This window comes from Ruegeria sp. AG7 (assembly GCF_056541545.1).
Genome location: NZ_JBQFYP010000014.1, coordinates 39,380 through 65,754 on the forward strand (window position 1 = coordinate 39,380; position 26,375 = coordinate 65,754).

The following is a 26,375-nucleotide window of genomic DNA, read 5'->3' on the forward strand; positions in this document are numbered from 1 at the left end:
ATTCCGAATTTTACGCGGACGGGTGGATTGGGATCAGATGATTGTCCCATTGGCATTCGGCGCGGGTTCGAACAGCTGGGCGCGCGCCCGTCAATGTCCCGAAGGCGCCTGTTCCCGTGGTAAAGACCAACCCGTTCGCACCGGCCCCAAGCCCACAGACATCCTCAAGCGCGAAGGCGCCGATGAATGTGCCACTGGTTGTGTCAAACTGGTGCAGCGCATTGCCGCGCGGACAGGTGATTGCGATCGTCTCGGCGTCGGCTGAAAATGCGATGCTGCCAGCGTATCCCTGCAACATGCTTTGTTCGTGATCCGGCGCGGCAAGCAGGCGCGGGGCTTCACCCTGACGATGCAGGCCCAACAGGGGCGGGTGTTCGGACTTGCTGCCCTGCCATTGCATGGCAAAGCCAACCAGACCGTCGCTCCGCACCGCCAGATGGCGGATCGAGTTCTTGTGAAGCTCGTCAGGTAACGACACCTGCTCTTGGATCCTGCCCGACAGGGTGAGATAGCTCAGGTTGGGTGCCATCGTCGGCAGGTTCAGCTTTGTGCGCCCGGTTTCGGGGTGCGTTTCGATCCCGCCATTGGCAATCACCAGCGTTTCCCCGTCGGGCATCAGGCGCATGTCATGCGGGCCTATTCCGCCCGATGAAAACTCACCCAGACGCGAAAAACTTTCTGCGTCCCAGACACTGATAATACCTGTCCCGGCTTCGTAGTCGTTCTCGGTGGCATAAAAATACGCGCCATCTGCCGAGAATGTGCCGTGGCCATAGAAGTGTCGGCTTTCAGGGGCCTTTAGCTGCGCAATCTGCGCGCCGGTTGCGCAATCGATGACGATGGCAAAGGTGCCCGGACGCCTGGCAAACGCGACCGCCAGAGCTTTGTGCGGGTGGGCAGCGGCCGCATGTCCGCGTCCGGGTAGAGGCACGGAGAACACGATCGCGCCCAATGTGCTCAACCCGGCAAGTCGAAAGGACCCGTCGGGAAACAGCCCTGCGGCCAGAAAATCAGGCGAACCGGCCGAGGCCCACCCGCGGATCGGGGAAATCGTGGTCGCGGCAAGACCGGCAAGAAAATGGCGGCGTGACGTCATGGGTTAGTCTCCGTCCAGCGAGTTGAATCCTGCGCTGATCCCCAATGTCGGACCCAGCTCGGTCACGGCGATGGTGCTGATATCGTGGATCGACTGTTGAAGCGCCTCGATCCGGAACCGGGCCTGGGGATCTGAAACCCCGGCCAGCGAGGGATCGTCAATGGATTGAGCGTTCTGGATGGCACGTGCAAACGCAGCGTCCAGTTCCAACGCGATTTCGGGGTGATCAAAAGACAGCCGTGCGGCTAAATCTCGCAAGGATATCAGCGACAGTTCTACATGGCGTAAAGACCGCCCGGACCGCCACGCTTCTGCCCGGTTCGGACGGGGGCGGTCAAATGTCCCCATGGGGCGACCCAGCCGAGTGTCAGCCGTGAACTCAAGACCTGTGGACAGGGCCTTGAACAACTCTTGCATCGCTTCGTCCTGCGTCCGGTAGCGGCTATTTTCTCCGGGTTGGGTAAGGCTAGGGGCATAGATGTGCCAGTCCTGCGCCATCGCGCGGGCATTGGCATCGATATCCGCCGTGATCGCCCTGATCAGCGCGCAGCGATATTCGGCATTGCCCTGTTCCGCGAAGGTGGGATCGAACAACATCCGTTCGAGGGCAAAGAACCCGCGCCCTGCGATTGACGTTTCGGCATAGGCGTCCGGGCTTTGCACGGCATCATCCTGAGCCTCGATATGCTGGGACAGAGTTTTGGATGTGAACCCTTTCGTGTCGGGCCAGAAAGCCAAGGCGAAAACGCGGTCATCGACCTCGGTCGGACCAAACCGCAGGTGGCTGGCTGAAATCCAGCTGTCGAAAGCCGCATCGTAGGCCGCGCGCAGCGCCGGTGAGGTCGGATCGCACTCAACCAATGATGCGCTGACAAGCGCGCCGGTCGTTTCCGGAAGGGTCTCGAACCGGGGCAGGATATGTGTCTCGGCAACGTCCATCAGGATCGGTGCGCGATCCTGTGCCTGCGCGGCAAGTGGCATCAACAACACTGCAACAAGGGTAAGAAAACGCATGGGTCACAGGCTTTCCAGAAATTTGATCAGGGCGTCACGGTCTGCCTTGGGCATCGAGACTACGGCATCACGGGCAGCCTGCGCTTCACCGCCATGCCACAGGATCGCCTCTAGCAAGGTGCGCGCCCGCCCGTCATGCAGAAACTCCGTGTGGCCCGAGACGCGTTCGGTCAGGCCAACGCCCCACAAAGGCGGCGTGCGCCATTCCCGGCCTGTCGCTCGGGCCTCGGGGCGATTGTCGGCCAGACCTTCGCCCAGGTCATGCAGCAACAGGTCGGTGTAGGGCCAGATCAACTGAAAACTGTGCTCGGGCCGGTCTTCCATCCGATGGGTGACATGTGACGGTGTGTGGCATGACGCGCAGCCGGTCGCATGGAATACCTCTTTGCCGCGCAAAACCTTGGGGTTGTCCACGTCGCGGCGACCCGGCACGCCCAGATTGCGGCTGTAGAAAGCGACCAGGTCCATACCCTGATGATCGATCTCAAAGCCGCGCTCATCATCGTCGCCGTGCGGGGCTTTGATGCAGTTCACCTGCACATTGGTGCAGTCCCCGTGCGGAGCAGGGTAGAGCGGGTTCGATATGCCGATATCCCCGGCAAAAGCAGCAGCCGATTGTTCCATAACTGTCGGCATCCCCGCCTTGTGACCGAACCGGCCCATCATTGGGGTGTCAAACTCGACCGACCAGACGATATTCGGGCGACCCGATATGCCGTCCCCATCCAAATCGTCGGGGTCGGCCCTGGCGAGCAGGTCTTCGACCGGGATCGCTTCCAACAGGCCAAGCCCGATCATCTGCGGCGCGATCCGTGGGCTTAGCATCGCGTCCGGGTGCAGCGGACCATAACCCAGACCGGCTGCCTGATAAGTCGGGCGGCGCAGTGAGGCGGTTTCACCGTCAGAAAGCGCTACCGGGATTTCTTCGTACGAGATGTCCAGCCGGTATTCCGCTGGATGACCTGCCAGTGCGAAATCCTGCATCTGCCCACCATAGGTAGGCTCGGGCACAGTGGCGATGTATTCTTCGATCGCTGCATAGCCATCTTCCGACGTGCCGGGGATCGAGACCCGCAGGAACATCGAAACCGCGTTGTCATCGGGCCCGTTTGGCGTGTGCCCGCGCCCATCCTTGATATGGCAGCGCTGGCATGACCGCGCGTTATAGAGCGGCCCCAACCCGTCAGAGGCGAGCGTCGATGAGGGCGACGAAACCCAAACCTTCTTGAACAGCCCGTTTCCGACCTTGAAATTCAGCTCCTGTTCAAAGCTCAAGTTGTCTGAGGGTTGCGAGAACGCATCCGCGTCCGTACGAACTCGAACTGTCGCGGCCCCGGCGGGCAGTTCTTCAAATTGCTGCGGTGCGCTGAAATCCTGGGGCGGCGCCGTGACAACGGCAATCCGGGCGCGTTCATCGTCAGTGCGGGGGGTGACGTTCAGATGCAGATCCACCAGTTCGGCTGACAGGGAAGGGGTGGCCGCAAAGGCGACCACCGACAGGGCGACAAATCTATTCGCCTTCGTCCATTTTCGATGCGTTGAGTTGCGCATAATTGGCTTCGCCGATCCTTTCATAGAGGTCGAGCTGCGTTTCGAGAAAGTCGATATGACCCTCTTCATCGGACATCAACTTCTCGAACAGCGACATCGAGACATAGTCGCCGGCATCCCGACAGTATTCGCGCGCTTCCTTGTACAAGGCCCGTGCATCGATCTCGGCCGCAAGGTCACATTCCAGCGTTTCCTTTGGTGTTTGACCTATCCGAAGCGGGTCTAGCTTCTGAAGGTTGGGGTGGCCTTCCAGAAAGATGATCCGTTCGATTAGCATGTCCGCGTGGCCCATCTCTTCGATGCTTTCCTCGCGGCTTTTCTTAGCCATGTGGCCAAGTCCCCAGTCTTCCTGCAACCGGTAGTGCAGCCAGTATTGGCTGACAGCAGTCAGTTCATGCCGCAGAGATTTGTTGAGATATTCGATGACTTTTGGATCGCCCTTCATCTGCACTCTCCTGTGATACTGCCGCGCGCAGGGCGCGGAGTTGCATGGGTACTTCGAGATTATCGCTTGACCGCATCGTGTCCAGAAACAGAGGCATGCATCCGCCGCAATCCGCCGATTTTCCAAGAGCACGGTAAACCTTGCCCGGGGTGATGATGGTTCGGGGGTCGGCTGTCCGCATCCAGTCGATGGCGGCGCGGATGTCGTGGTCCGAGATGTTGGTGCAGTGGCAGACAATCATGGATGTTGGCTTGAGTTTGTGTGGCTCAGTGGGCTGGCGGGTCAGCGTGTTGAGTGTATCGGGGGCAGGCAAGCCCCCGGCGCGCGTTCTTGTTTAGTGGAATACCGCGTCGGGGTTATCCAGACTGTCTGATCCTTCAAATTCAATCTGGTCCAGTTCCAGTGCGGTCACGATGCGCTCGATTGTCTTGGTCTGGTCGATCAGGCCGTTGACGCCGGTCATGATCAGGGTTTCACCGCCTTCGTTGCCGCGTTCCAGCATTTGGTCATAGGCAAACCCTGCTTCCGCGGTCGATTTGATCCTGCCAAGGGCTTGCATCGTGACGGCCAGTTTCGCTTTCATCTCGGCGTCCAGTTCCGGGTCTGTTGCGTTTACCAATTCGGCCAGTGATGCGCCCGATACAGGTGTTCCATCGATGCGGGTATAGCTGCCCAGATAGACGTTCTGAACGCCCAGCCCATCGTAGTAATGGCTGTTGTGGGTGTTGTCCGAAAAGCAATCATGCTCTTCTTCCGGGTCGTTCAGCATCAGGCCCAGACGCATCCGCTCACCCGCCTGTTCACCGTAGGACAGTGAACCCATACCGGTCAGGATCGCACTGACACCCGCCGTTTCATTTTCCATCAGCGCCGTGCGCGCCGCGCCGCCTTGTTTCCACTGATCGGTCATCCAGGTCAGATCGCTGACCAACAGGTCGGTTGCGGCGCTCAGATACTGGGCACGACGGTCGCAATTGCCACCGGTGCAGGCATCGCCGTTTGCATAATCAGTGGCTGGACGGTTGCCTGCACCTGCCCCGTGGCCATTCATGTCCTGACCCCACAGCAGGAACTCGATAGCGTGGTAGCCAGTTGCGACATTGGCTTCGATACCATCAGCTTCGTGCAGGGTTTCGCTCAGCAGTTCCGGAGTAATCGTGTTGGCGTCAATGGTTTCGCCCGATAGTACGAAGCTGGGGTTGGCGATGACATTCAGAACCGCAAATTCGTTCTCATCCGTCGCGCCACCATAGGCCGCGTCGACATAATCAATCAGACCTTCATCCAGCGGCCAACCGTTTACTTTGCCTTCCCAGTCATCAACGATTGCATTGCCAAAGCGATAAACTTCGGTCTGTTGATAGGGCACACGCGCTGCAACCCATGCTGCTCGTGCCGCAGTCAGGGTCGCGTCCGAGGGTTCGGCAATCAGCGCACCGACTGCATCCCGCAAAGCATTTGCCGCAATCAGGCTGTCGTCATACTTAGCTTCGGCAATATCGGCATAGGTTTCCAGAATATCCGCTTTTGCAGGCACATCCCCGGCAAAAGCAAAAGAGGCTGTCGTAAATGTCAAAGCGCTGGCTGTTGCAAACAACTTGGTCATTGAGGTCGTTACTTTCTTGTCAGAACTGTCAGATCAGGCGGGTTTGTTCCCGCGGCGGCTTTCGCTGAAATAACTGAGTTAAAAAGTCAACATTGTCAATCTGAGTTTTTTTATCGGGAAATGGAGTTGCTGGCCTGGTGGTCACCATCCCCATATCTGACGAGATCTTGATCCGGCGGATGACATTGTGCGGTACATGTTTCGGGCTAAAATCAGCCAAGTGATTCTTTGTAGGTGGTTTGTGGTTCATGAAGCGCGTGGTTCTGGCCTTGTTCCTGTTTCCTGCGGCACTTGCAGCGCAAGCAACGCAGATTTCCACGCCTCATCACCATGGTTCGGGCCAGATCGATATCGTGTTTTCGGACACAGGGTTCGCCTTGGCGCTGAGGGTGCCAAGCATGGACATCGTCGGGTTTGAATCCCCGGTTGAAAACGATGACAACCGAACGCGTGTGGCCATAGCAATGTCAGAACTTTCCGACCCGCTAGACCTGTTCGTAACCCCGCCCGAAGCTGGGTGCTCTACGGTGGCCGCCCATGTGGTTCTGACATACGGCATCACACAGCAGAAAGGTGAGGCGAACGCAGTCACAGGCTCCACAACGGCAGAGAGTCACTCGGAGTTTCAGGCAGACTATGTCATTCAGTGTCAAGATATGGGTGGGCTGAACATGATCGAGTTCGCCTATTTCGCGCGGTTCAGTGGGACTGACCAGCTGAACATCCACTTGAATACGAGCGGGGTTCAGGACGCTGTCGAAATTACACGCGCGGCACCATATCTCGATCTTCGGCTGGATCGATGAACGCTGAAATTCAAGGAGAAACCAGAAGTGATGTTTTAGTTCGAAGGTCGGGGGATTTTGGTAGCGGAGGAGGGACTTGAACCCCCGACACGCGGATTATGATTCCGCTGCTCTAACCAACTGAGCTACTCCGCCGTGAGTGAGAGGCGATGTAAGCGAGGGGCCGGGGAGGGTCAAGAGGGAAATCGCCCTAACCGGGGAATTCTTTCACGGGCTCTGTCACCGGGTCCTGCAAGGGCGTCTGACGGAATATCGTGGCGTCCACCATCCTGCGGATAAACGCGGCGCATATCTCCGGTTCTGTGATCAGGATCATATGGCCCAGACCGTCAAGCTCTTCATAGCTCAGACCATATTTGGCCATCGGCGGTCCGTGACGGGCAGGGGACAGAAGCGCGTCCTGACTTCCATACAATATCCCGCCGGGGACCGACAGCTCGGGGTATCTGGCCACCAGCACATCGCAGCTGGCATCCAACCCGATAACGTCCTGCGAGGCCGTGACAAAGGCCGACGGGCGCAGCCCTAGCGCACCACCCGCACGGTCCAGAAAGTCATTTGGAGGGGTTTCAGGGTCAAATGCCACACCCAGACTGTGCGGTGCTGTTTTTGAGGCCATGGGAACCGCAATCGTGTTGGCAATCAGGCTGCGCAGCCATTTGGTCCGGATCTCGAGCGGTTTGAAGATCACCGGTGTTTCAGGCAGCCTGTGCGTCAGTGGCGCCAGCAGAGCGAGGCCGGATACCCGCTCGGGGTGGTCCAAAGCCAGCGCCAGCGACACCGCACCGCCCAGTGAATGCCCCACCACCACGACCTGATCCACGCCCTTGGTTTCAAGAAATTCAGCAATCATCGCGGCCTGCTGCGGCAATTGTGCGAGTTCTGCCGTATCCCGGGTTGAATATCCACAACCGGGGCGATCCAACGCGATGACGTGGTAATCCTCGGCCAGTTGATCCGCCAACGCGTAGGTAAAATGCTGTAACTGCCCAGCCAGGCCATGAATCAGAACAACCGTCTGCGCGTCCGGATTGCCCATTTCCACATAGTGGATGCTGCCGCCCTGCACGGGCACGATCTGGCCCATCTGCGGCACGGTTTTTAGCCCCTGACGGGTTATACGCCGGGTCCACAGGGCCATGGCCAGAAGAAAGACGGCAAAGGCCGTAACCACGCTAAGAATAAATGTCATCTAGCTGTCTCCGGTCCTAACGGAGTTGTATTGCTCCAATCCTGATTGTGCCATGCGTTTCTGAAACTCTGCAACTGTTCCGGGCCAAAGCGTCGTGTTTTGCCCTTCCGCATCAATGTACCAGGATGTACAGCCTCCGATCTGCCAGACACTGTCCGCGTGGCGGTCAAGCATTTCCTGCGTAAAGGCCGCCTGTTTCACCGCATCGGGAGTGATCACCGACAGTTCCTTGCGTTGCATCTCGCTTAGAACCCGGCCGATATGCCCGACCTGAGCTTCAATCATCAACACGACCGAATTATGCCCCAGCCCGGTATGAGGCCCCAGAAGGATGAAAAAGTTGGGAAAACCGGCTATCGCTGTACCCAGATGTGCACACATCCCATTCGCCCAGGCCGACCGCAGCGTTAGCCCATCTGTGCCGGTGATATCCAACCTTTCTACGACATTTGTGACCTGAAACCCGGTACCCCAGATCAGCGCGTCTGCCTCTGCCCTGGTGCCATCTGTCGCCAGGATGCTGTTTCCATCGATACTGGCCACGCCGTGCGGAATGACGCTGACATTGTCGCGGGCCAGGGCCGGATACCAGTCATTTGAACTGAGAATGCGTTTGCACCCAATTCGATAGTCCGGGGTCAGAATGCGCCAATCTTTGGGGTCCGCAATCGCGCCTTCCAGTGACTTGCGCCACATTTTTAGGGCAAAGTTCATCGCGCGTTCCTCGCCCCTGAACACGCGGTGACGGAACTCGAAGAACATGAAAATCAGTTTGCGCCGGATGCGGGGAAGCAGGGGAAGGTAGGCATGAAGTTTGCGCACCCATGGCGCGATCGGGCCGTCAGGGCGCGGCATAACGTAAGGCGCGCTGCGCTGAAAAACGGTGACGTGGCGCGCAATCTTGGCAATCTCTGGCACGAACTGAACGGCTGACGCCCCGGTGCCGACAACGGCCACATGCTTTCCTGTCAGATCGACGGTGTGATCCCATTTGGCCGAATGAAAACAGGGGCCGGGAAAGCTGTCGGTGCCGGGAATGTCCGGAATGCTGGGATGATGCAGCGCGCCGATGGCCGAGACCAGAAACTTGGCTGACCAGATCTGGCCATCCGTGGTTTCAACCTGCCAATGCGTGCCATCCCATCTCGCCGATTTCAACTCCTGCCCAAAATGGCAAAGATCATACAATCCTTCCTGATGCGCGACATTTTGCAGATATTCCTGTATCTCTGCGCCACCGGCATAGGCGCGACTCCAGTACGGATTAGGGTGGGTCGCCATGGAATACAGATGTGAAGGCACATCGCAGGCGACGCCAGGATAGGTGTTCTCGCGCCACGTGCCACCGATATCTTCAGCCTTTTCCAGAATGGCGATATCTTTGATGCCGTGTTTGCGTGCCTCAAGCGCCATCGTCAGCCCTGAGAACCCGGCACCGATGATCAGCATCTCTGTCGTGTGGTGCATTGAAGCGCCCCTCCTGAAACAACTTTATGGATATCTGTTGCAGATGTCTGCACGTGATTGGCAGTGAAGTAGGTCACACAAGATAAAATGACCGAACGCCCTTACGTGAACAGGCGCGGCGAAAAACCGTCATCAGGGCGGTGTCGCTTCCTGCAAACACATATCGCAATCGGAGAGGTGAACGCGGCGTATTTCCGTCAGTCTGATTCAAAACAGGAGGATTGCCCCCTTGTCGACCCGTACTCTTGCACGTGCCGGTGGGCGTTCCGCGCGCCGCGCTCTTCGCACCGCGCCGAATTTTGACATGCTGCCGGGTTTGACCCGCGGCATCCCGCATTGCGAAGTTATGAACGGAAGCCAGGTTGAGCTTATCGACAAGGCCGCCATGAATATTCTGGAGAACGTTGGTGTCCAGTTTCGCGACCCGACCGCAGTGGAAGACTGGAAGAAAGCGGGCGCGAAGGTTGACGGAGAGCTGGTCTTTCTGGACCGCAACATGGTGCGCGAGCTGATCGCGACCATTCCGGCGCAATTCACCTATCACGCACGCGATCCGCAAAAGAACCTCGCTCTCGGCGGCAAGCACTCGATCTTCGTGCCGATGACCGGCGCGCCGTTTCTGCGTGATCTTGACGACGTGCGCCGGAACCCGACGCTGGACGATCTGGCGATGTTTCATAAACTGTCGCACATGATGCCCGCACTGCACAGTTCGGCCCATCATATCGTCGAACCTTACGATCACCCGATCAGCCAGCGGCACCTGCGCATCACTTATTCGTCGATGAAATACTCGGACAAAACCTTCATGGGTATGACCACCTCGCCCAAGAATGCCGAAGACGTGATGGACATGTGCGACATCCTTTTCGGCGAAGGGTTCATTGATGACCACCCGGTTACAACGGGCAACTGCAATGGTAACAGCCCGCTGGTCTGGGATGAAACCATGCTGGGTGCAATGCGCGCCTTCTGCCGCCGGAATCAGCCGGTTTTGTGCTCGCCCTTCGTTCTGGGCGGTGCCAATACGCCCGCATCGGTACCCGCAACCGTGGCACAGCTGACCGCTGAGGCGCTTTCGGCGCTGGCTTATACGCAGGTGATCCGCAAGGGCTGTCCGGCGATTTGGGGGCACTATCTGTCAACCGTTTCGATGAAATCCGGTGCGCCGATGGCAGGGACGCCTGAAATCAGTCTGATGAATTTCATGATTGGCCAGATGGCGCGCTTTTACGATGTGCCATGGCGCACCTCGAACACGCTGGGCGGGGCCAAGACGTTTGACGCGCAGGCCGGGTACGAATCCGCGACAACTCTGGGCGCTGTTCTGCATGCAGGGGCCCACTACATCTGGCATTCGGCAGGCTGGAACGAGGCGGGGATGCATTGTTCGGTCGCCAAGTTTGTTGTGGACGCGGAACAGTGCGCGATGGCCTATCGGATGGCGGAGGGGCCTAAATGGCATGATTTTGACGAAGGCTTGGCCGCAATTCCGGATGTAGGTCCCGGCGGGCACTATTTGGGGCATCCGCACACCCAGGAGAATTTTCAGACGGCTTTTTTCATGCCCGAACTGTTTGACAACAACTCGATCGAACAATGGGTGGCGGAAGGCGAAGTTGAAATCACCGAGCGCGCCCTGAACTACGCGAGGAAGCTTTTGGCCGAGTATCAGGAACCTAAGCTGGATGAGGCCAAGAACGACGCCCTTCTGGACTATATCGCCCGCCGCGAGAGAGAAATCCCGGCCGCGGATGAGTTGAACCAGAATTACTGACGGTCAAGTTCATTCTTTGCCGGATCGCCACTCTTTCCAGATCAGATAGCTGTTGGCGGCAAGCGAGGCGAATGGCTCGGGCGGCAAACGCGGCAAGTCCGGCTGCGCCAGAAAATGATCGGCGATGTCAGACCGCCGGTCCAGCACCAGTTCAGCGATGCCCATGCCTTGCAGTGTTCCCCGTGCGATGCCCAGACCGTTCTGGCAACAGGCAGAGTAGACACCGTCCTCAAGCTCACCGAACGCGGCCGATCCATTGCGGCTGAGGCAAAGCATCCCGGCCCAGCGATGTTCCATCTGCACATCCGGCAGATTCGGGAAGCGTTCCCTGAACTTTCGGTCATGCACCCAGCCTGCATTGCGCAGTCGCATTGGACTGGTCTCGATTGTTGGATGAAAGCTGGAGCAGGTGCGGATCAGGATGCGATCCCCATAGCTGCCGGAAATGCGCCGTACTGACGTCCCCATCGGGTTCGCTGGCGTCACCGACCAGCGCGACTTCCCGCCCAGTGTCTTGATCTGCGCCTCGTTCAGCGGGGCTGTGAGCGAGGCGTAAAGGCAAATGTGCATCAATTGCCGCTGGTAGAACCCAAAGCTCTCCAGGTGGCCGTTATTGGCCAGAATTATCCGCCCGGTGCTCACCTTGGCCTTGTTGGTGCTGACCACCCAGCCTGCGCCTTGTTGTTCCAAACCGGTAACGGGTGAATGCTCGAACACTTCGATCTGCCCGGCCAGACGGGCGGACAGCGCACGCACATAAGCCGCAGGCTGGATCATCACTGTCCCCGGCGCATAAAGCCCCGAGGTATAGTGCGGGCTGCCCGTGACCTCTTGCATCTGCTGCTGATCTAAAAGCTTATGCGGCTCGTCCAGTTTGGTCAGATGCGCGGCAAAGGCGCGGTTATGCGCGTCGCCCGCTTTGGTGGCGGCTGCATTGTATTTGCCGCAGGGGTCGAACATTTCCTGTGGCAGCCCGCAATCGGAGGCCACTTCGGTCGCAAAGGCAATGGCCTTGCGGTTCAGCGCAATGATGGCGCGATCCGCGTCCGACCCCTTGCCTGCGTAGTTGTCCGAGGCCAAGTCATGGGGCAGGTCGATCATGAACCCAGAATTCCGGCCTGCCGAGCTCTCCGCGAAACGACCGGCTTCCAGCAGAACGATTTTCAGAGAAGGATCCAATTGATGCAGCCGCCGCGCCGCGCTGAGCCCGGCAAACCCGCCACCAACTATTGTGATATCCGCGGTCAGGTCCCGTTCCAGCACCGCCAGAGGTGTTTGGGGCGGCAGAATCGTATTCCATCCCGACGGGCCTGTCTGCCGGGGTAGCCTTTTGGCGTCGTGTCGGCTCAACCGACGGCCTCATCCGCGTCATCGGCCAGATCGATCCAGATGGTTTTCAACTGTGTGTACTGGTCATGAGCATGGATCGAGTTATCACGGCCACCAAATCCCGATTGCTTGTAGCCACCGAAAGGTGTCGTGATGTCACCTTCGCCGAAGCTGTTCACTGTCACGGTGCCTGCGCGGATCATCCGCGCACCACGAATGGCACGTTTGACATTGGCCGTAAAGATTGAGGCGCACAAGCCATAGTCGGTGTCGTTCGCGATCTGGATCGCTTCATCAAAGCCCGAGACTTCAATTACCGACAAGACAGGGCCAAAGATTTCCTCGCGCGCCAAAGCAGCGTCATTGCCGGGCACTTCGACCACGGTGGCCTCGACAAACCCGTTGTCCGCTTTGCCACCGATCACCACGTTCTCGGCCTGATCCAGATAGCCACAAACCTTGGTGTAGTGGTCTTCGCTCACCAGTGCGCCCATGCGGGTTTCGGGGTCGAGCGGGTCGCCGATGTTCCATTGTTTGGCGTGATGCGCGATGCGCTCCAGCAGCTCAGCCTTCACTTTCTTATGCACGATCAGGCGTGACGAGGCCGAGCAGTTCTCACCCATGTTCCAGAATGCGCCATTGACGATATGCGCCGCCACCCGGTCGAGGTTTTCGACATCCTCCATCACGATGGCGGGGTTCTTGCCCCCCATCTCCAACACCACCTCTTTGGCGTTGCTTTCCGCCGAATAGGTCAGAAAACGTTTGCCGGTCACGGTCGAGCCTGTGAAGGATACCATGTCGATATCCATATGCCGCCCAATGGGTTCGCCCACCTCGGCCCCGCCACCGGGAACGATGTTCAAGACACCGCGCGGCAAGCCGGCCTCCATCGCCAATTCGGCAAGGCGCAGGGCCGTCAAAGTGGTTTCCATCGCCGGTTTTACAACAACAGAACAGCCTGCCGCCAGCGCTGGCCCGATCTTCCATGCCAACATCAGCAGCGGAAAATTCCACGGCAGCACCAGACCCACAACGCCGATTGGCTCGCGCACCACCATGGCGATGTGATCGTCGCTGGCGGGCGAAACCTGATCGTAAATCTTGTCAATCGCCTCGGCGTGCCACTTCAGGCAGTGGATTGTCTCGGGCACATCAACAGTTTCGCAGTCGTAGATGGTCTTGCCGCTGTCGATACTCTCCATTACCGCCAGTTCACGGGCGCTGCGAGCCATCAGTTTGGCCAGCCGGATCAGCACATCCTTGCGCTCGGCGGGGTGCAGTTTGGACCAGCGGCCATCGTCGAACGCCTCACGAGCTTTCTTGACGGCAAAGTCCACATCCTCCGCGCCACAGGATGCGATATCGGCCAGCTTTTCACCGGTTGCAGGGTTCTCTGTCGCAAAGGTCTGGCCCGAAACCGCCGGACGAAACGCGCCGTCGATAAAGGCGCCTGTCGGCAGGCTCAGACCTGCGGCGATGGATTTGTACTCGTCCTGTGTCAGCAGATCCATGTTTGTCACCCCTCAGCCACGATGTCGGCGATTGTCTTTCTCAGCACGCGCGTCACCTGTTCTAGCGCGCGCTTGTCATCTTTGTTCAGGCCCTTCAGCGGAGGCCGCATGATACCCGCGTCGATCCCGTTCATGGTGACGCCATGCTTGATGGTCTGGATAAACTTGCCGCCCTGTTCCAGCACCCGCATCAGCGGCATCATCGCTGACATGATCCGACGCCCCTTGGCAAAGTTGCCTTCGATCACGCAGGCCTGATACAGCGCCACATGTTCCGCTGGCAGGAAGTTCGAACCGCCGCAGACCCAGAATGGTGCGCCCCAGGCGAAAAACTCCAGTGCCTGATCGTCCATGCCACAGCCCAGCTGGATATGCGGATAATCCCGGGCCAACAGATGCACCCGGTTGATATCGCCCGAGCTTTCCTTGATGCCGCAGAAATTTCGGCTACGACCTACGCGGTCAAGGAACTCTTCTCCCATCATTGTGCCGGTACGGTGCGGATAGTTGTACAGCATCACCGGCAGGTCGGCGGCCTTGTCGATGGCCAGTGCATTCAGCGCGTTTTCGCGATCCGTCGGCACCGAGTAGGGCGGGCTGGCCAATAGGATGGCGTCCGCGCCGATATCGCGTGCGCCAGCGGCCAGCGCAATCGAGTCCGAAGTCAGCATCGCGCCCGTGCCAACGACCAAGGGCAACCGCCCTTTCAGGTGCTTATGCGTGAATTTGGCCAGTTCCAGCCGCTCCGGCCCGGTCTGGGCATAATTCTCACCCGTGGATCCGCCGGAAATCAGGCCGTGCACACCATTTTCGATCAGGTATTCGATCACGTCGGACAGGGTGTCCCAGTTCACGCTGCCATCGTCGTGATAGGGGGTGACCACAGGAGTATAAATTCCTTCGAACTTGAAAATCGGGTTCATTTCGTCCTCATGCGGGCTTCGAAAGTGGCGGGATACCCATTGCGACATCCAGTGCGTCAGGCATCACGAACATCCCGATCTGATCCCGGGACAGGTTCCAGTGATCCTCGGCCAGTTTCGCCGCCGCGGCTTCATCGCGTGCCTCGATGGCTGCGATGATCGCGTCATGCTGTTGGCTGGCCATCGACAGGTTTTCCGACATTTCAACTGTCTGCGGCCGATAAAACGTCATGCCAATCCGTGCATGATCGATCAGCAGCCGGTTGAATGACGGAAGCAGGTAGACATTGCCGGACATCTCTCCGGTCACGTCATGAAAACGGTTGTTGGCAAGTGCGCGATCCTCGACCGACCCTGAACGAAGGGCAGCTTTGAACGCGTGCTGAGCCGCTTTCAATTCTTCGATTTGCGCGTTAGTCGCGTTCACTGCCGCCAGACGCAGGATGGCCCCGTAGACCATCGGCGCGGCAAGGAAGAAATCGCGCAGTGTGGTGTAGGACATTTCCGAAACACGGGCGCTGCGGTTTTTTCGCAGATCCAGATAGCCTTCGCCTGCCAGTTGACGAAACACCTCACGCAGAGGCGTGCGCGACAGGCCGAATTCATCGGACAAATGCGCCTCATCCAGATCGTCACCTGGACGAAGGCGCAGCGTCAGGATGGACATCTTCAGGTGTTCTCTGAGCGCATTTTTGCGCGACTTGGCTTCGTCTTTCATCCTTTGGCCTCACTATGTCCTCTGGCTGCCGTGTCCGAATCGCGGTGGTCGTATTTTTGTATTTCTAAAAAATACAACTTGTATACAAAAAAATCTCGTGCAGCATGGGTGTCTGCAAAATAGACTCACGCTTGGGCGTCGGCCCAGTTTGGAAATGGTCCTGCTCATGCTTCAGACGCAGCACTTCGCCTTCATCCTTGTCGAGGAGTTTTCGCACCTCGCCTTTTCCTGTGCGGTCGAACCGCTGAGGATCGCCAACCTAGTGAGTGGCGATGAGCTGTATCGCTGGTCTTTTGTATCCGAACAGGGCGAGCAGGCCGTGTCTTCCAATGGATCCGTCACTCTTGTGCATTCCGGACTTGAGGAACTGCCCAAGTGCGATCAACTCTTTGTTTTGTCGGGCATTCACATGCGTGACCACGTGACTCGTTCCCTTCTGGCTGCACTGCGGCGCGAACGCGCGCGCGGAACGCGGATCGGGGCATTGTGTTCCGGGGCGTGGTTGCTGGCCGAGGCCGGGTTCCTCAATGGTATGCAGGCGGCGATCCATTGGGAGTACCACGACGCATTCATGGAGGCGTTTCCGGATGTCAATCTGGTGCGCAGCGTCTTTGTCGCCGACGAAAAACACATTACCGCATCAGGTGGAACCGCGACCGCAGACCTGATGCTGCATCTGATCGAACGCGACCATGGCGAAGAACTGGCCACTGATGTTGCGGATCAGATGGTCTATAACACTGTGCGTAATGCGACCGCCAAGCAGCGCGTTTCGCTGCAATCGCGCAATGGAATGCGCAATGCCCATCTGGCGAAGGCGATAGACATTATGCAGGACAGTCTCGAAACCCCTGTCTCACCATCCTTCATTGCCGATGTTTTGGGTATTTCCACCCGTCAACTGGAACGGTTGTTCGGCAAATACCTTAATACTTCCCCCAAAAGGTACTTTATGGAGATGCGGCTGGAACGGGCCCGGAAACTGCTTTTGCAAACCGAGGCGTCGGTTACCGAAGTCGCCGTGGCCTGTGGCTTCGAAAATCCGGGGCATTTCTCTCGGGTATACCGATCCAGTTTTGGCATCACACCCCACGCGCAGCGCAACAAGATCAACTGATGAAAGATGAGTTGCTGGTTCGCGCTTACCGGCGGGGGTGCCGCGATCTGTTGGCCTCGAACTGGCCCGATCTGGCACCCCCTGATCCTGCCGGGATACCCCCTCGTTAAAAACTGGACTAGTCAACAGACCGGCAGGATTACCCACCAATAAATCTCGATATAGGCATAAGTATATCAAGAACTTGTCATCCAGAGATTTGTTGTGCCCTGTTTCGTTAATCTACCGTTAATTTAAGGCTCAAGTTGAGGCTTTGATTGTGGGTAATCTGCAATATCGACGTGCGGTCGCCGCAATCTGTTCAAGCTGATGGCGTTTCGAGATTTGGGTCAGGTCCCAGTGGTTTCCGAAAGGAATCTGTTTCACGGTTCAAATCAAGTAGTGAACATACCACAAGGGTTTGGTCGACCAACGCTCGGACGACGCGCCTGCCGATCATCTTGGAAGGCAAGAAAACGAACAAATCCTATTTCTGTTAGAATCTAGACAGCATTCGACGAGCAATTTTGCAGTTTGTGAGGAAACCCAGATCAAGCTTGCTCGCCGTTGGAATACGCCTTCGAGGCCGCAGATTGTACGTATCTGGCATGGCGCGCTGACGACGCTGATATCCTGTGCGACCAGAAGCGATCGGGATCCGTCAGTCCAGATGATAGGACAGAAACCGTTCTGTCCTGCCGGCACTATACCCCCACTGTGCTTTGACACCGAAAACTTCTGAAACGGTTTGCAAAGACAAGGCTTGTTTGGGCGGGCCAAGAGAAACCAGCTGTCCTTTTGATAAAACAGCCACGCGATCACAGGCCATTGCCTGATTCAGATCGTGCAGTGCCATCACCGTTGTCACTTTTAGAATTCGAACACAGTCCAGGATCGACAGTTGGTGATGTATGTCCAGATGGTTGGTCGGTTCGTCCAAAAGCAAAAGGCCCGGTTGCTGCGCCAAAGCCCGCGCGATGTGCAGCCGCTGGCGCTCTCCTCCAGACAATGTTGCCCATTCTCTGTGTGCCATATCGGCCATTTCCACAGTTTGCAGGGCTTTGTCGACTTGCCTGGTATCTTCGGCGCGCCAGGGCCGTAACGCCGACAGCCAGGGCGTGCGGCCCAGCTCGACCACGGACCGTGCAGTTACGCGTTCGGCTGTATCAGCCTGTTGTTCAACAATGGCAATCCGTTGGGCAATCTGTCTGCGCGACAAATGCGAAACGGGATGGCCCGCTATGACGACTTTTCCCGAAACCGGACGTGCCAAACCCGCCAACAGGCGCATCAGAGTTGATTTGCCCGAACCGTTGGGTCCGACCAAAGCCAGTGTTTCTCCGGGCTCCACAACAAACGATACGTCTGACAGCAAAGTCTTGCCGCGAACCGAAAATGTCAGGTTTTGCGCCTCGATCTTCATTGGGCGTTCCTCTGGCCGCGCACCAGAATTACGGCAAAGGCAGGCGCACCGATCAGGGCGGTAACCACCCCAATCGGCAGAACCTGACCCGGGATGATGATGCGCGACACGATATCGGCGCCGATCAGGAAGACCGCTCCGATCAAGGCGGCCGTTGGGATAAGCCTGCGATGCCCCGGTCCTACAAGGAACCGGGCAGCATGAGGGATGACCAGCCCGACAAAGCCGATGGACCCGACGATCGAAACCATGACCGCTGTTGTCAGCGCGGTGGCGAAGATCAGGGTTGCCTGCACCCGCCGCACCGGTATGCCCAGCGAGGCCGCTGAATCAGTGCCGAAAATAAATGCGTCCAAAGCTCTGGCGTGAAAGCGGCAAATAAGCCAGCCGGCAAGGGCCACCGGAATGGCCAGATATACATCCGGCCAGCGCACGCCGCTGAGGTTTCCCATCAGCCAGAACATGATCCCGCGCGCCTGATCGGCATTGGCGGATTTGGCGATGATGAAGGCCGTTAGCGCATTGAACAACTGAGACCCGGCAATTCCCGCCAAAACGATTTGCGCCGTCGCAGCCCGCCCGCCGCCTGCGCCGGAGGCTCGGGCCAGCAACGCGACAAAACCAAAAGCCAAAAGCGCGCCATTGAACGCGCCAAAAGACAGCGACAAAGCTCCCCCGCCCAAACCAGCGATGGTTACAGCCACGGCACCTGTCGAGGCCCCGGCAGAAATGCCCAAAATATAAGGGTCAGCCAACGGGTTTCGCAGCAATGCCTGCAACACGACCCCTGCGACAGCCAGACCGGCACCGCAGGACGCAGCGACCAGAGCGCGAGGAATCCGGTAGCTCCAGATAATACCCTGATCAATTGGGTCGACGGGCAGGTCCGCTCCGGCCAGCTTGTTGACCAGAACGGAGAGAACCAAATCGGGCGACAACGAGGTTTCCCCGATCATCGCGCCCGCAAGGACCGCCGCAATCAACAATGGCACAGTTAGGCACGCGGCCTTGAAACCCTGCCGAAAGATTGCGGCGACCTCGTTCACAGGTTGTTTCCGATGGTATCCAGCTTCTCGGCCAGATCCTCCAGCGCCGGGATCGCGCGGATGGTGGCGTCCATGGCCTGCGCATCCATAACGACAATCCTGTCATTCTTGACCGCATCCATCTGGCTGGTCACCGGATCAGCGCGCAGGAACTCCAGCTTTTTCAGGTAGTCGTCCGCAGCAAAGCGACGGCGGTCCATCTTGGCAATCACGATCACTGTCGGGTTGGCCTTGGCAATGGTCTCCCAGCCAACTGTTGGCCATTCTTCATCCGTCTCGATGACGTTGCGGATGCCCAATGTGCTCATCATGTATCCCGGTGCGCCCTTCTGCCCGGCCACAAACGGATCGCTTTCCATTTCAGGAGATGAAAACCAGAATACGGCTGACACGTCGTCCAGTTTCACGGCTTGCGCCTTGGCGACGGCTGCGGCTTCGCGGGCCTTGTACTTGGCAACCAGGTCCGTGCCGCGTTCGGACACATCAAAGGCTGCCGCCAGTTCTTCGATACCCTGATACAGCGTATCGGTCGAGAACGCTTGCAGGCGGGTGCCATCGCCGCCGACCGTATTGTCTTTGCCGACGCAATCCGCAGGCATCACGTAAGTTGGAATACCCAGTTCGTGAAATTGCTCACGCGTGGCGACGATGCCCTCGGGTCCGACATGCCATTCATATTGCGCTGCGACCAGTCCCGGCCGCTTGGCAACAACGCTTTCAAAGCTGGGATCATTGTCTGCCAGACGCTCTACCTTGGCATTCACCTCGGCATATTCAGGCAGCACCTCGTTGAACCAGACCGAAGTTCCAAGAACCTGCTCGCCCAGACCCAGCGCATAAAGCACCTCGGTCGCGGCTTGGCCGACCGTGACTGACGACGTCACTGGCGCGTCAAACGTGACCGAGTGACCGCAGTTTTCGATGGTTAAGGGAAAGTTTCCTTCGGCGGCAGCGCTGGTAGCCAGCAAGGAAAGGCCAATCAGGCCAGTGCGTAGAAACATGACAATCGATCTCCATGTGTCAATGACCAGAGAACGGGTGAATGGGCATTTACCGAAGCAACAGACGCTTTTCTGCCTGCTGTGAGCGCAGAGTGGTACATAGCCCGCCCGGCGCGTTTCTTCGGCAACCTCCCCGGACAACCCCGCCCGGTGTGTTTCGGTTTCATACCGGCAGGTCTCCTGACTGACGGGTCTTTGTCTGTCCTGTCTTCCCAGACCGAAATGGCCCAGTGACGGAATGGACAGCGCTCGCCGCCTACAGTTGCGGGGGCAGTTCCGGTTGGCACCAAAAGGCACCTCGGATTCCCTCTTAGCCACATCGGGACCGGTAAAACGCGGGTACCTTAACACTTACTCTGCGGCAAGAAAAAACTCGGGGGTCTTTCCCATTTTCTCCCAAGGGCATGAACCTGCGCGTCTCAACATGGTGCTGACGTCAGACAAGCCGCTGAGAAGGCGCTACAATCCGCCCCGAGGACGTCGGTGTGTGATATATAGGAAAATCATGGCTGGGGTGGTAGGAATCCTTGCCGACCGATGAAACCTATGGGCTTTTCAGCGAAGCCCGAGAAACTGGGGCGGTTTCGGGGGCATTTTGCTGAGCTAAGCGACGGGCGGAATGGAGCGTCAGCGGGTCAGCACGGGCATTCGCTAAGCTCTGCGCCGGGCATTTTGACCGCTAGAACGACCGCTCACTGGCGCTTTGGGGATAGCTTACGAGACCGCCAACCTGGACCGCTGACGACTAGCCCGGGTGCTGACGGGGTTCGCTGGTGCTGGCGGTTCGGGGGCTTTGGTGGGGTGAGCGGAAGTTCAAGCCTAGTGCAGCGAATGGCTGCTGAGAGCCCAAAGTGCCAAATGCTGCGGAACGCATGAACTAGTAAGGTGGGCGGACACCGGCTATTCTCTGCGACCGCGAGAAACCCGAGTCGAAACGGCGAAAGCTGCCGTTCAGTCCGGGCTTCAAGATCATTTTCTGAACCGGACCTTCGCTGCGCCGGTTTCGAGCGTCTCACATGCGGACGAAGCAGTCATTGAGACAACAAACCGGCCAGCCAAGTTATTCGGGCACACCAGCTCGACGCAAGCCTTCAATCAGGTGCTCTAGATCATCTTTGTTTTTGTAGGGAAGCCTTTCAGAAATCTTCGACAGCGACTCGTCTGGCCGCAGCCTCAGATACTCTTCGGCATGCACTCGAGCAGCATCCAGGTTATCCAGCTTTGCATAGGCTGCCGCCAGTATCTGGTGCAAACCATCATGGTCCGGATATCGTGCCAGTCCCTGTTCAAGTGCTGCGATAGCGTCATCGTAACTCTGGGTGAGATAGAGCGCCGTCCCCAACACTTCGTAGTAGAAACCCATGGCGAATACCGGATTATACTGTAAGGCAAGCCGCGCCTCTTTGACCGCGTCTTCTGAGGCACCGGACGCAAGCAGGTAGTACCCGAGCGCGAAATGTGCATCAGCATTGCTGGGCTCCAACTCTACCGCTTTTTGTCCCTCTACCACGGACAACGAGTTTCGCCTCGTCCAACAATAGACGTCGCCAAGAACCATATGGGCTTTGGCTAACCCGGTATCCAACTTAACGGCTTGCTTGGCATGCTTCAGAGCAAGCTCAAGTGTCGCTTCAGGATCTGGGCTCCACCGAAATGCATCATGCACCAAAGCCCAGGCGAGCCCCGCGTATGCCGGAGCGTATGCTGCGTCGAGCTCGATTGCACGCTCGTAGAGTTCGCGCGCTCTTGCATTGTCAGCCTTGGTCGTAAGCGCATGAAACGCGTTGCCTTGCAGGACATAATCGTACGCCTGAAGGCTTTTGACTTCTTTTCGAAATGCCCGTTCTTGTTCCGCTCGAGTAAGCGTCACCGCCAACGTCGAGACAATGCTCTCGGTGATACGGTCCTGAAAGTCGAAGATTTCCGCCAGTTCTCCATCGAACCGGTCGGCCCACAGCTGGTTGGAGTTCTCCGTATCGATCAGCGTCGCGTTGACGCGAACTCGGCCGCCGCCCCGGCGCAAACTTCCCTCGAGTACGTACCGGACCCCAAGCTCTCGGGCTGCTTCCCCAGCGGAGTGAGGCCGTTTCTTGTAATCTCGGGTCGCGTTGCGAGCGATGACGACAAGCCCCGAAATCTTGGATAGATCGGTGGCGATGTCGTCAGCGACGCCCTCGGAAAAATATTCGTCCTCCCGGTCGTTCGACATGTTTTCGAATGGAAGGATCGCGATAGACGGTTTTTCCTGCTTTGCCTGAACCGGCCCTTTTGCAGGCCAACGGAAGACCCTGATCGGTTGCTCAATCCCCTTTATATCGTGCTCACCCGCGTCGACGAAACCGTCTGCCACCCGTTTCCCGACACTGTCATGAACAAGTGAGGAGATGCATATTCCATCGGGCTCAGCCAACGCTTCCAAGCGGGCGGCAATGTTCACGCCGTCACCGAAGATGTCATCACCATCGCCGATGATGTCACCCAAATTGATACCAATGCGCAATCTGATCCTACTTTTGGCTTCGACAATCCGACGCTGTATCTTCAGTGCCGCATCGACGGCATCGACCACACTGGAAAACTCGACAAGCGCTCCGTCACCCATCATCTTTACGATCCGGCCTCGACGGTCCGCGATAACGGGGTTGAATTCTTCACTCCAATACGCTTGCAAGGCCGCCAGAGTGCCTTCTTCATCCTCGCTCATCAAACGAGAATAGCCGACCACGTCTGCTATCAATATTGCTGCCAGCCGTCGCGCCATGTCCCGTCCTATTCGAACCCGAAGCTACCCAAACGAGTGGCGGAAAGCCATTGTTTAAGTGGTTTTGCGGCACGCGCCAGTGAATCACGCGGAAACTGTCTGCCGCAGTGGTCTCGGGTCCACGCCCGAGATCCCCGACACCGAGAGACCGCTTCGGGCTCGAAGCACTCGTTCGATGCAACTCTCACCAACAACCGCTTTGCGGACAATTCCGCCGTTAGCTACAACAAATTCCGATGACCGCTTTCGGCGTACATTAACACTACCAAGATATGTTCTCTTGTGTTGGCGGTAAAACACACATTACGCAAATGTGCCTGTTTCCAGCCATGGCTCGAAAAGGAATATCTTAAAACCGCCATCCCGCATCTGTTAAGGCTGAAATCACTTCGTCCGATAGATTTGGACTGGAATAAAATGCTGCTAGAACAAGATCTGGCCTGAACTCTGGCCACGACTGTTTCAGTTGATTCAAGGTTGCATGTGCGTCTTTGGCTTCGCCCAACCTTTGATAGGAAGCCGCCAAAAATACCAAAGACAGTGCACTGACGGGGTCACCATTGTCACTCGCAAATTTCAAGGACGCGATTGCTTCCCTAAACTCACCGATGTGAAAACTGGCAACCGCGTGAATGTTCCTGTGGGCAAACCGATGACTTCCCATCTCTCTGGGGTGGCTTGGGTCGCTGACGTCATACGCTTCTTCAAAGCGACCCATAACCAGTAGTATCACGCCGCGAAAGTCCAGAACGTTTCCGTCATTGGGTCGAAGCGACTGGGCGAGTGCTGAATAGTCCAATGCGCTGTCATAGTCGCCAGAAACGTAAGACACCCATGCCATTGCCGATTGGCTCCAGCCGTTTGAGGGCGCAATATCCACAGCTTTCTGTGCCATTTTTCCTGAATTCAGTATCAGCGCGTCACGCTCTTCCTCGCCTCGCGTTAGTAGAGCCTGGGTTCCCAGACTATGGGCCAATCCGGCATATCCACAGTAAAAATCGGGAGCCTCATTTATTGCCATTCTAAAAATGTCGCTGGCCAGGATCTGGTTATCGATAGTTGCGATTGGAAAGAGCAGGCCCCGAGCTTGATCGCAGTAATTTGACGCCTGTACTGCAGCGGGTGATTTAGCGGATAGAGCCTTTCGCTCAAGTGAGCGCGCAGATGTCTTTGGGTTGAGATCAACAACCTGTTCCATGCGCCCGCCCAAGACGTAAGCAAGAGCAATGATCGCTATGGTGACAGCAGGGATGCCAATCCGCCAGGGTAATCCTGGCCTGAATGGCGTATGATCGACATTGCTCTGAATTGTACCAGAGCGGTCCTCGAACCAAGGTGCGTAGCCGCCGCTATCAATGTGAATGCGCAGATCGTCTCCAGCACCTGCCGTTTCATAGTACTGCTGAAGTTTCCGCCGTAACCGCCCCGCATCCACACGAACAACGTTGATGTGGCCGTCATCACTGGCAAAACTCTTGAAGTAAACATCCTGAGCGATTGTTTTGCCAAGAATAGCCTCGGATCTACCCGCAATGGCTTCTTCGACAACGTAGCTCAGAAAATTCCGAAGGCGTTCCGCCTTGCCAAATATGTCACTCGCCAATACCTGGTCCAGCGCGTACTTCACACGGGTCGCGTGACGTTCCGGATCAAGGGTCAATTCTCTGTCGGGCATCTGAAACTTCAAGTTTCTCTGTATTTTCAACTCTATACTGTCAAATGAATATTTGAATGTCACCCTAATTTCACGGTGTAACCCTTCCGCGTCGCGCGATGTGCCCTCAGCCTAGTGCCCAGAGATGGACTAGGCGCCAGGGCAATGACGGACATCAACTTACTAGAGCTCGCTTTTCCGGACCAAATCAGCCGCATCCGCGTCATGCGAAAGAACCATCGTGGATTCGAGGCACTTTGCGGTGACTTCGAGTTGCTCTCAACCGAGTTGGAGAGGGTCCGGAAGGTCAATGAGCAGACGTCACCATGTCTTATCGATCCTGTCACCGAAAGCCTAAACGGGCTGGCCGAGGAAATCGCCGAGCATCTCTCTCGATTCACTAATTCAGAGATTGTCCCGAAAGCCATTTCAGAAGTGGCTCCCATATTCACCCAGGCTCGAACAAAGGACTGAAAATATGCTGCAAGACAGACAGAGGAAGTCAATTAAGTCACTCAGCGCACTCGCCGTCGCAGCGACATTGTTCGCCACAAATGCGTTCGGTCAGGCTCCTCCGGTACAGGAGCCCTCATCCCAAGAAGATATTGAGGCTGCACTGACTGGCGGCGTCCCAATGGGACGTTGGAAAGAGGGTCTGACCTTTGAGGGCATCTCTCCTCAACCGTGGTTGAAAAGTGCGGCGAACTGGTTCCCACGCACAGAAGATGTACAGCCCAACGAGATGAGAATTATCTTCATGGGATCTGCCCCGTTCATTCGCCCTGGGCAAATGAACACAGCGATTCTTGTTGAGCTGGGTAACGGTAAGATTTTCATGTTTGACATTGGTGAGGGCTCACCAGCGAACATCATTGCCAGTGGATATGCACTGAATGAAATTACCGATGTATTCATCACGCACCTGCACGTGGACCACTTTGGTGGGCTGCCGTACCTGTGGATGTTCGGAACCTGGGCAGGTGGATGGCACGAGCAGTTGACGGTCCACGGCCCATCCGGCCGCACCAAGGAGTACGGCACCGCAACGATGGTAGAAGGCATGAAAATGATGACCGGCTGGCACCGGGATGCGTTCAGCGTCTTTCCCGTTGGCAAAGGTTGGGACATCGAAGTCAACGAATTTGATTTCCGTGACAATGGTGGCGTGATCTATGATGAAGACGGGGTCAAAGTCACACACTGGCAAAGAAGCCATGCCAAGGACGGTGCGTCCGGATACCGGATGGACTGGAATGGCATGTGCTTCATCTGGACAGGTGACGGTCGACCCAACATGATCGACATTCCTTTCGCCAAAGGCTGCGATGTCTTCGTAACGGAACAGCAACAGGAAATCATCGAAATCTCATCCGGAGTTCAAGGCGTGCCGCCTTTCCTCGGGCGGTATACCGTCGACACCCATCACACGCCCAGCTATGCGGCCGGCTACATTGCCAATCTGGTGCAACCCAGGCTTCTGATGAACACTCACATGAGCTATGACCCCTATCAGATCGAGGAAACCGTAGCGGAGATCCGAGAGCACTGGAAAGGCCCCTATCACTTTGGAGCGCCTGACGGGATCGTTGTGAACGTCACCAAAGATCAGATATGGGTTCGCGAAGGCATATTGCCCGAGTTTCCAAACTCACGAGCGCCGCAGTTTGACTTTAGCAATGGTCAGTTGATCGTGCCGAAGCCGCCCCACCGGCGCGAAGACATTCAAGAACCCTACGTGCGGGATATGGAGATCGATCCTAAGCTGTACTATCCCGAGGTATATCATCCTGAGCTGCTGACAGAGTGGCCAGTTGATGACGACCTTGTTGTTCCTCTGGAAGCGCTTCCCGAAAATCTGAAAGAGAGTATGGGCGCGGCATGGCGCCATCGTGAAGCCAACCGCAAAGTGTTGGAAGAGCAAGGTGACAACTAAGTCATCATGACAAACAGGGCGAT

Annotated in this window: 21 protein-coding genes, 1 tRNA gene, 1 pseudogene and 1 riboswitch; of the genes and pseudogenes, 5 read left to right on the forward strand and 18 right to left on the reverse strand. The window is 57.1% G+C overall.

Going from position 1 to position 26,375, the window contains the following annotated elements; genetic code table 11:
• Nucleotides 1-10: 10 nt before the first annotated feature.
• The 6 genes from ACR0BF_RS16450 to ACR0BF_RS16475 form a co-directional block, all read right to left on the reverse strand.
• Nucleotides 11-1,096 (reverse strand): DUF1513 domain-containing protein, encoded by a 1,086-nt coding sequence (locus ACR0BF_RS16450; RefSeq protein ID WP_480519029.1) that lies wholly within the window; start codon nt 1,094-1,096, stop codon nt 11-13.
• Nucleotides 1,097-1,099: 3 nt separating this feature from the next.
• Nucleotides 1,100-2,110 (reverse strand): imelysin family protein, encoded by a 1,011-nt coding sequence (locus tag ACR0BF_RS16455; protein ID WP_480553987.1) that lies wholly within the window; start codon nt 2,108-2,110, stop codon nt 1,100-1,102.
• A 3-nt stretch (nt 2,111-2,113) separates the two neighbouring features.
• Nucleotides 2,114-3,661 (reverse strand): di-heme oxidoreductase family protein, encoded by a 1,548-nt coding sequence (locus ACR0BF_RS16460; RefSeq protein ID WP_480625334.1) that lies wholly within the window; start codon nt 3,659-3,661, stop codon nt 2,114-2,116.
• Nucleotides 3,621-4,106, reverse strand: coding sequence for a bacterioferritin (bfr, locus tag ACR0BF_RS16465; RefSeq protein ID WP_480475650.1), 486 nt, complete (start codon nt 4,104-4,106; stop codon nt 3,621-3,623). Before bfr ends, ACR0BF_RS16460 begins: the two co-directional genes overlap by 41 nt.
• Nucleotides 4,054-4,347: a (2Fe-2S)-binding protein gene (locus tag ACR0BF_RS16470; RefSeq protein WP_480476910.1), complete on the reverse strand. Its 294-nt coding sequence runs from the start codon at nt 4,345-4,347 to the stop codon at nt 4,054-4,056. The genes bfr and ACR0BF_RS16470 overlap by 53 nt, the downstream gene beginning before the upstream one ends.
• A 93-nt stretch (nt 4,348-4,440) precedes the next feature.
• Complete coding sequence (locus tag ACR0BF_RS16475) at nt 4,441-5,712, reverse strand: imelysin family protein (RefSeq protein WP_480625335.1); 1,272 nt, start codon at nt 5,710-5,712, stop codon at nt 4,441-4,443.
• 248 nt (nt 5,713-5,960) lie between these two features.
• Here ACR0BF_RS16475 and ACR0BF_RS16480 point away from each other — a divergent pair, with 248 nt between their 5' ends.
• Nucleotides 5,961-6,518, forward strand: a complete 558-nt coding sequence (locus ACR0BF_RS16480) for a ZrgA family zinc uptake protein (RefSeq protein WP_480605329.1) — start codon at nt 5,961-5,963, stop codon at nt 6,516-6,518.
• 58 nt (nt 6,519-6,576) lie between these two features.
• On the opposite strand, the gene ACR0BF_RS16485 is transcribed toward ACR0BF_RS16480, so the two are convergent.
• The 3 genes from ACR0BF_RS16485 to ACR0BF_RS16495 form a co-directional block, all read right to left on the reverse strand.
• Nucleotides 6,577-6,653, reverse strand: a tRNA-Met gene (locus ACR0BF_RS16485).
• A gap of 55 nt (nt 6,654-6,708) precedes the next feature.
• Nucleotides 6,709-7,710 carry an alpha/beta fold hydrolase gene (locus tag ACR0BF_RS16490; protein ID WP_480622174.1) on the reverse strand — a complete coding sequence of 334 codons (1,002 nt, stop codon included), beginning with the start codon at nt 7,708-7,710 and terminating at the stop codon, nt 6,709-6,711.
• Nucleotides 7,711-9,177 (reverse strand): flavin-containing monooxygenase, encoded by a 1,467-nt coding sequence (locus tag ACR0BF_RS16495; RefSeq protein ID WP_480625336.1) that lies wholly within the window; start codon nt 9,175-9,177, stop codon nt 7,711-7,713.
• Nucleotides 9,178-9,406: 229 nt separating this feature from the next.
• On the opposite strand from ACR0BF_RS16495, the gene ACR0BF_RS16500 reads away from it, so the two are divergent.
• Nucleotides 9,407-10,954 (forward strand): trimethylamine methyltransferase family protein, encoded by a 1,548-nt coding sequence (locus ACR0BF_RS16500; protein ID WP_480625337.1) that lies wholly within the window; start codon nt 9,407-9,409, stop codon nt 10,952-10,954.
• A 9-nt stretch (nt 10,955-10,963) separates the two neighbouring features.
• Here ACR0BF_RS16500 and ACR0BF_RS16505 read toward each other — a convergent pair whose 3' ends face one another.
• From ACR0BF_RS16505 to ACR0BF_RS16520, 4 genes are read right to left on the reverse strand one after another with little or no spacing between them, the layout of a single operon-like run.
• Nucleotides 10,964-12,304, reverse strand: coding sequence for an NAD(P)/FAD-dependent oxidoreductase (locus tag ACR0BF_RS16505; protein ID WP_480625338.1), 1,341 nt, complete (start codon nt 12,302-12,304; stop codon nt 10,964-10,966).
• The gene (locus ACR0BF_RS16510) at nt 12,301-13,797 is read right to left on the reverse strand and encodes an aldehyde dehydrogenase (RefSeq protein ID WP_480625339.1); all 1,497 of its coding nucleotides are present in this window, start codon (nt 13,795-13,797) and stop codon (nt 12,301-12,303) included. The genes ACR0BF_RS16505 and ACR0BF_RS16510 overlap by 4 nt, the downstream gene beginning before the upstream one ends.
• A 5-nt stretch (nt 13,798-13,802) precedes the next feature.
• A complete protein-coding gene (locus ACR0BF_RS16515) occupies nt 13,803-14,720 on the reverse strand; it encodes a dihydrodipicolinate synthase family protein (protein WP_480625340.1) in 918 nt (305 codons plus the stop codon).
• A 7-nt stretch (nt 14,721-14,727) separates the two neighbouring features.
• A complete protein-coding gene (locus ACR0BF_RS16520) occupies nt 14,728-15,438 on the reverse strand; it encodes a GntR family transcriptional regulator (RefSeq protein WP_480625341.1) in 711 nt (236 codons plus the stop codon).
• A 166-nt stretch (nt 15,439-15,604) separates the two neighbouring features.
• Between ACR0BF_RS16520 and ACR0BF_RS16525 the strand changes: the two genes are divergently transcribed.
• A complete protein-coding gene (locus ACR0BF_RS16525) occupies nt 15,605-16,555 on the forward strand; it encodes a GlxA family transcriptional regulator (protein ID WP_480605338.1) in 951 nt (316 codons plus the stop codon).
• Between the two features lie 891 nt (nt 16,556-17,446).
• On the opposite strand, the pseudogene ACR0BF_RS16530 reads toward ACR0BF_RS16525, so the two are convergent.
• The 5 genes and pseudogenes from ACR0BF_RS16530 to ACR0BF_RS16550 all read right to left on the reverse strand — a co-directional run.
• A pseudogene (locus ACR0BF_RS16530) lies at nt 17,447-17,957 on the reverse strand (ABC transporter ATP-binding protein); the annotation flags it as partial.
• A complete protein-coding gene (locus tag ACR0BF_RS16535; protein WP_480519006.1) occupies nt 17,954-19,003 on the reverse strand; it encodes a FecCD family ABC transporter permease in 1,050 nt (349 codons plus the stop codon). The pseudogene ACR0BF_RS16530 and the gene ACR0BF_RS16535, both read right to left, overlap by 4 nt.
• A complete protein-coding gene (locus ACR0BF_RS16540; RefSeq protein WP_480625342.1) occupies nt 19,000-20,004 on the reverse strand; it encodes an ABC transporter substrate-binding protein in 1,005 nt (334 codons plus the stop codon). The genes ACR0BF_RS16535 and ACR0BF_RS16540 overlap by 4 nt, the downstream gene beginning before the upstream one ends.
• Before the next feature lie 153 nt (nt 20,005-20,157).
• Nucleotides 20,158-20,349: riboswitch (cobalamin riboswitch) on the reverse strand.
• A gap of 715 nt (nt 20,350-21,064) precedes the next feature.
• Complete coding sequence (locus tag ACR0BF_RS16545) at nt 21,065-22,765, reverse strand: tetratricopeptide repeat protein (protein WP_170442127.1); 1,701 nt, start codon at nt 22,763-22,765, stop codon at nt 21,065-21,067.
• A gap of 349 nt (nt 22,766-23,114) precedes the next feature.
• Nucleotides 23,115-24,440 (reverse strand): tetratricopeptide repeat protein, encoded by a 1,326-nt coding sequence (locus ACR0BF_RS16550; protein ID WP_010442265.1) that lies wholly within the window; start codon nt 24,438-24,440, stop codon nt 23,115-23,117.
• 144 nt (nt 24,441-24,584) lie between these two features.
• Here ACR0BF_RS16550 and ACR0BF_RS16555 point away from each other — a divergent pair, with 144 nt between their 5' ends.
• Together ACR0BF_RS16555 and gntH are read left to right on the forward strand one after the other, a co-directional pair.
• Entirely contained in the window at nt 24,585-24,893 is a 309-nt protein-coding gene (locus tag ACR0BF_RS16555) for a hypothetical protein (RefSeq protein ID WP_010442264.1), read from the forward strand.
• A gap of 4 nt (nt 24,894-24,897) precedes the next feature.
• Complete coding sequence (gene gntH / locus ACR0BF_RS16560) at nt 24,898-26,352, forward strand: guanitoxin biosynthesis MBL fold metallo-hydrolase GntH (protein ID WP_480625343.1); 1,455 nt, start codon at nt 24,898-24,900, stop codon at nt 26,350-26,352.
• Nucleotides 26,353-26,375: the final 23 nt, after the last annotated feature.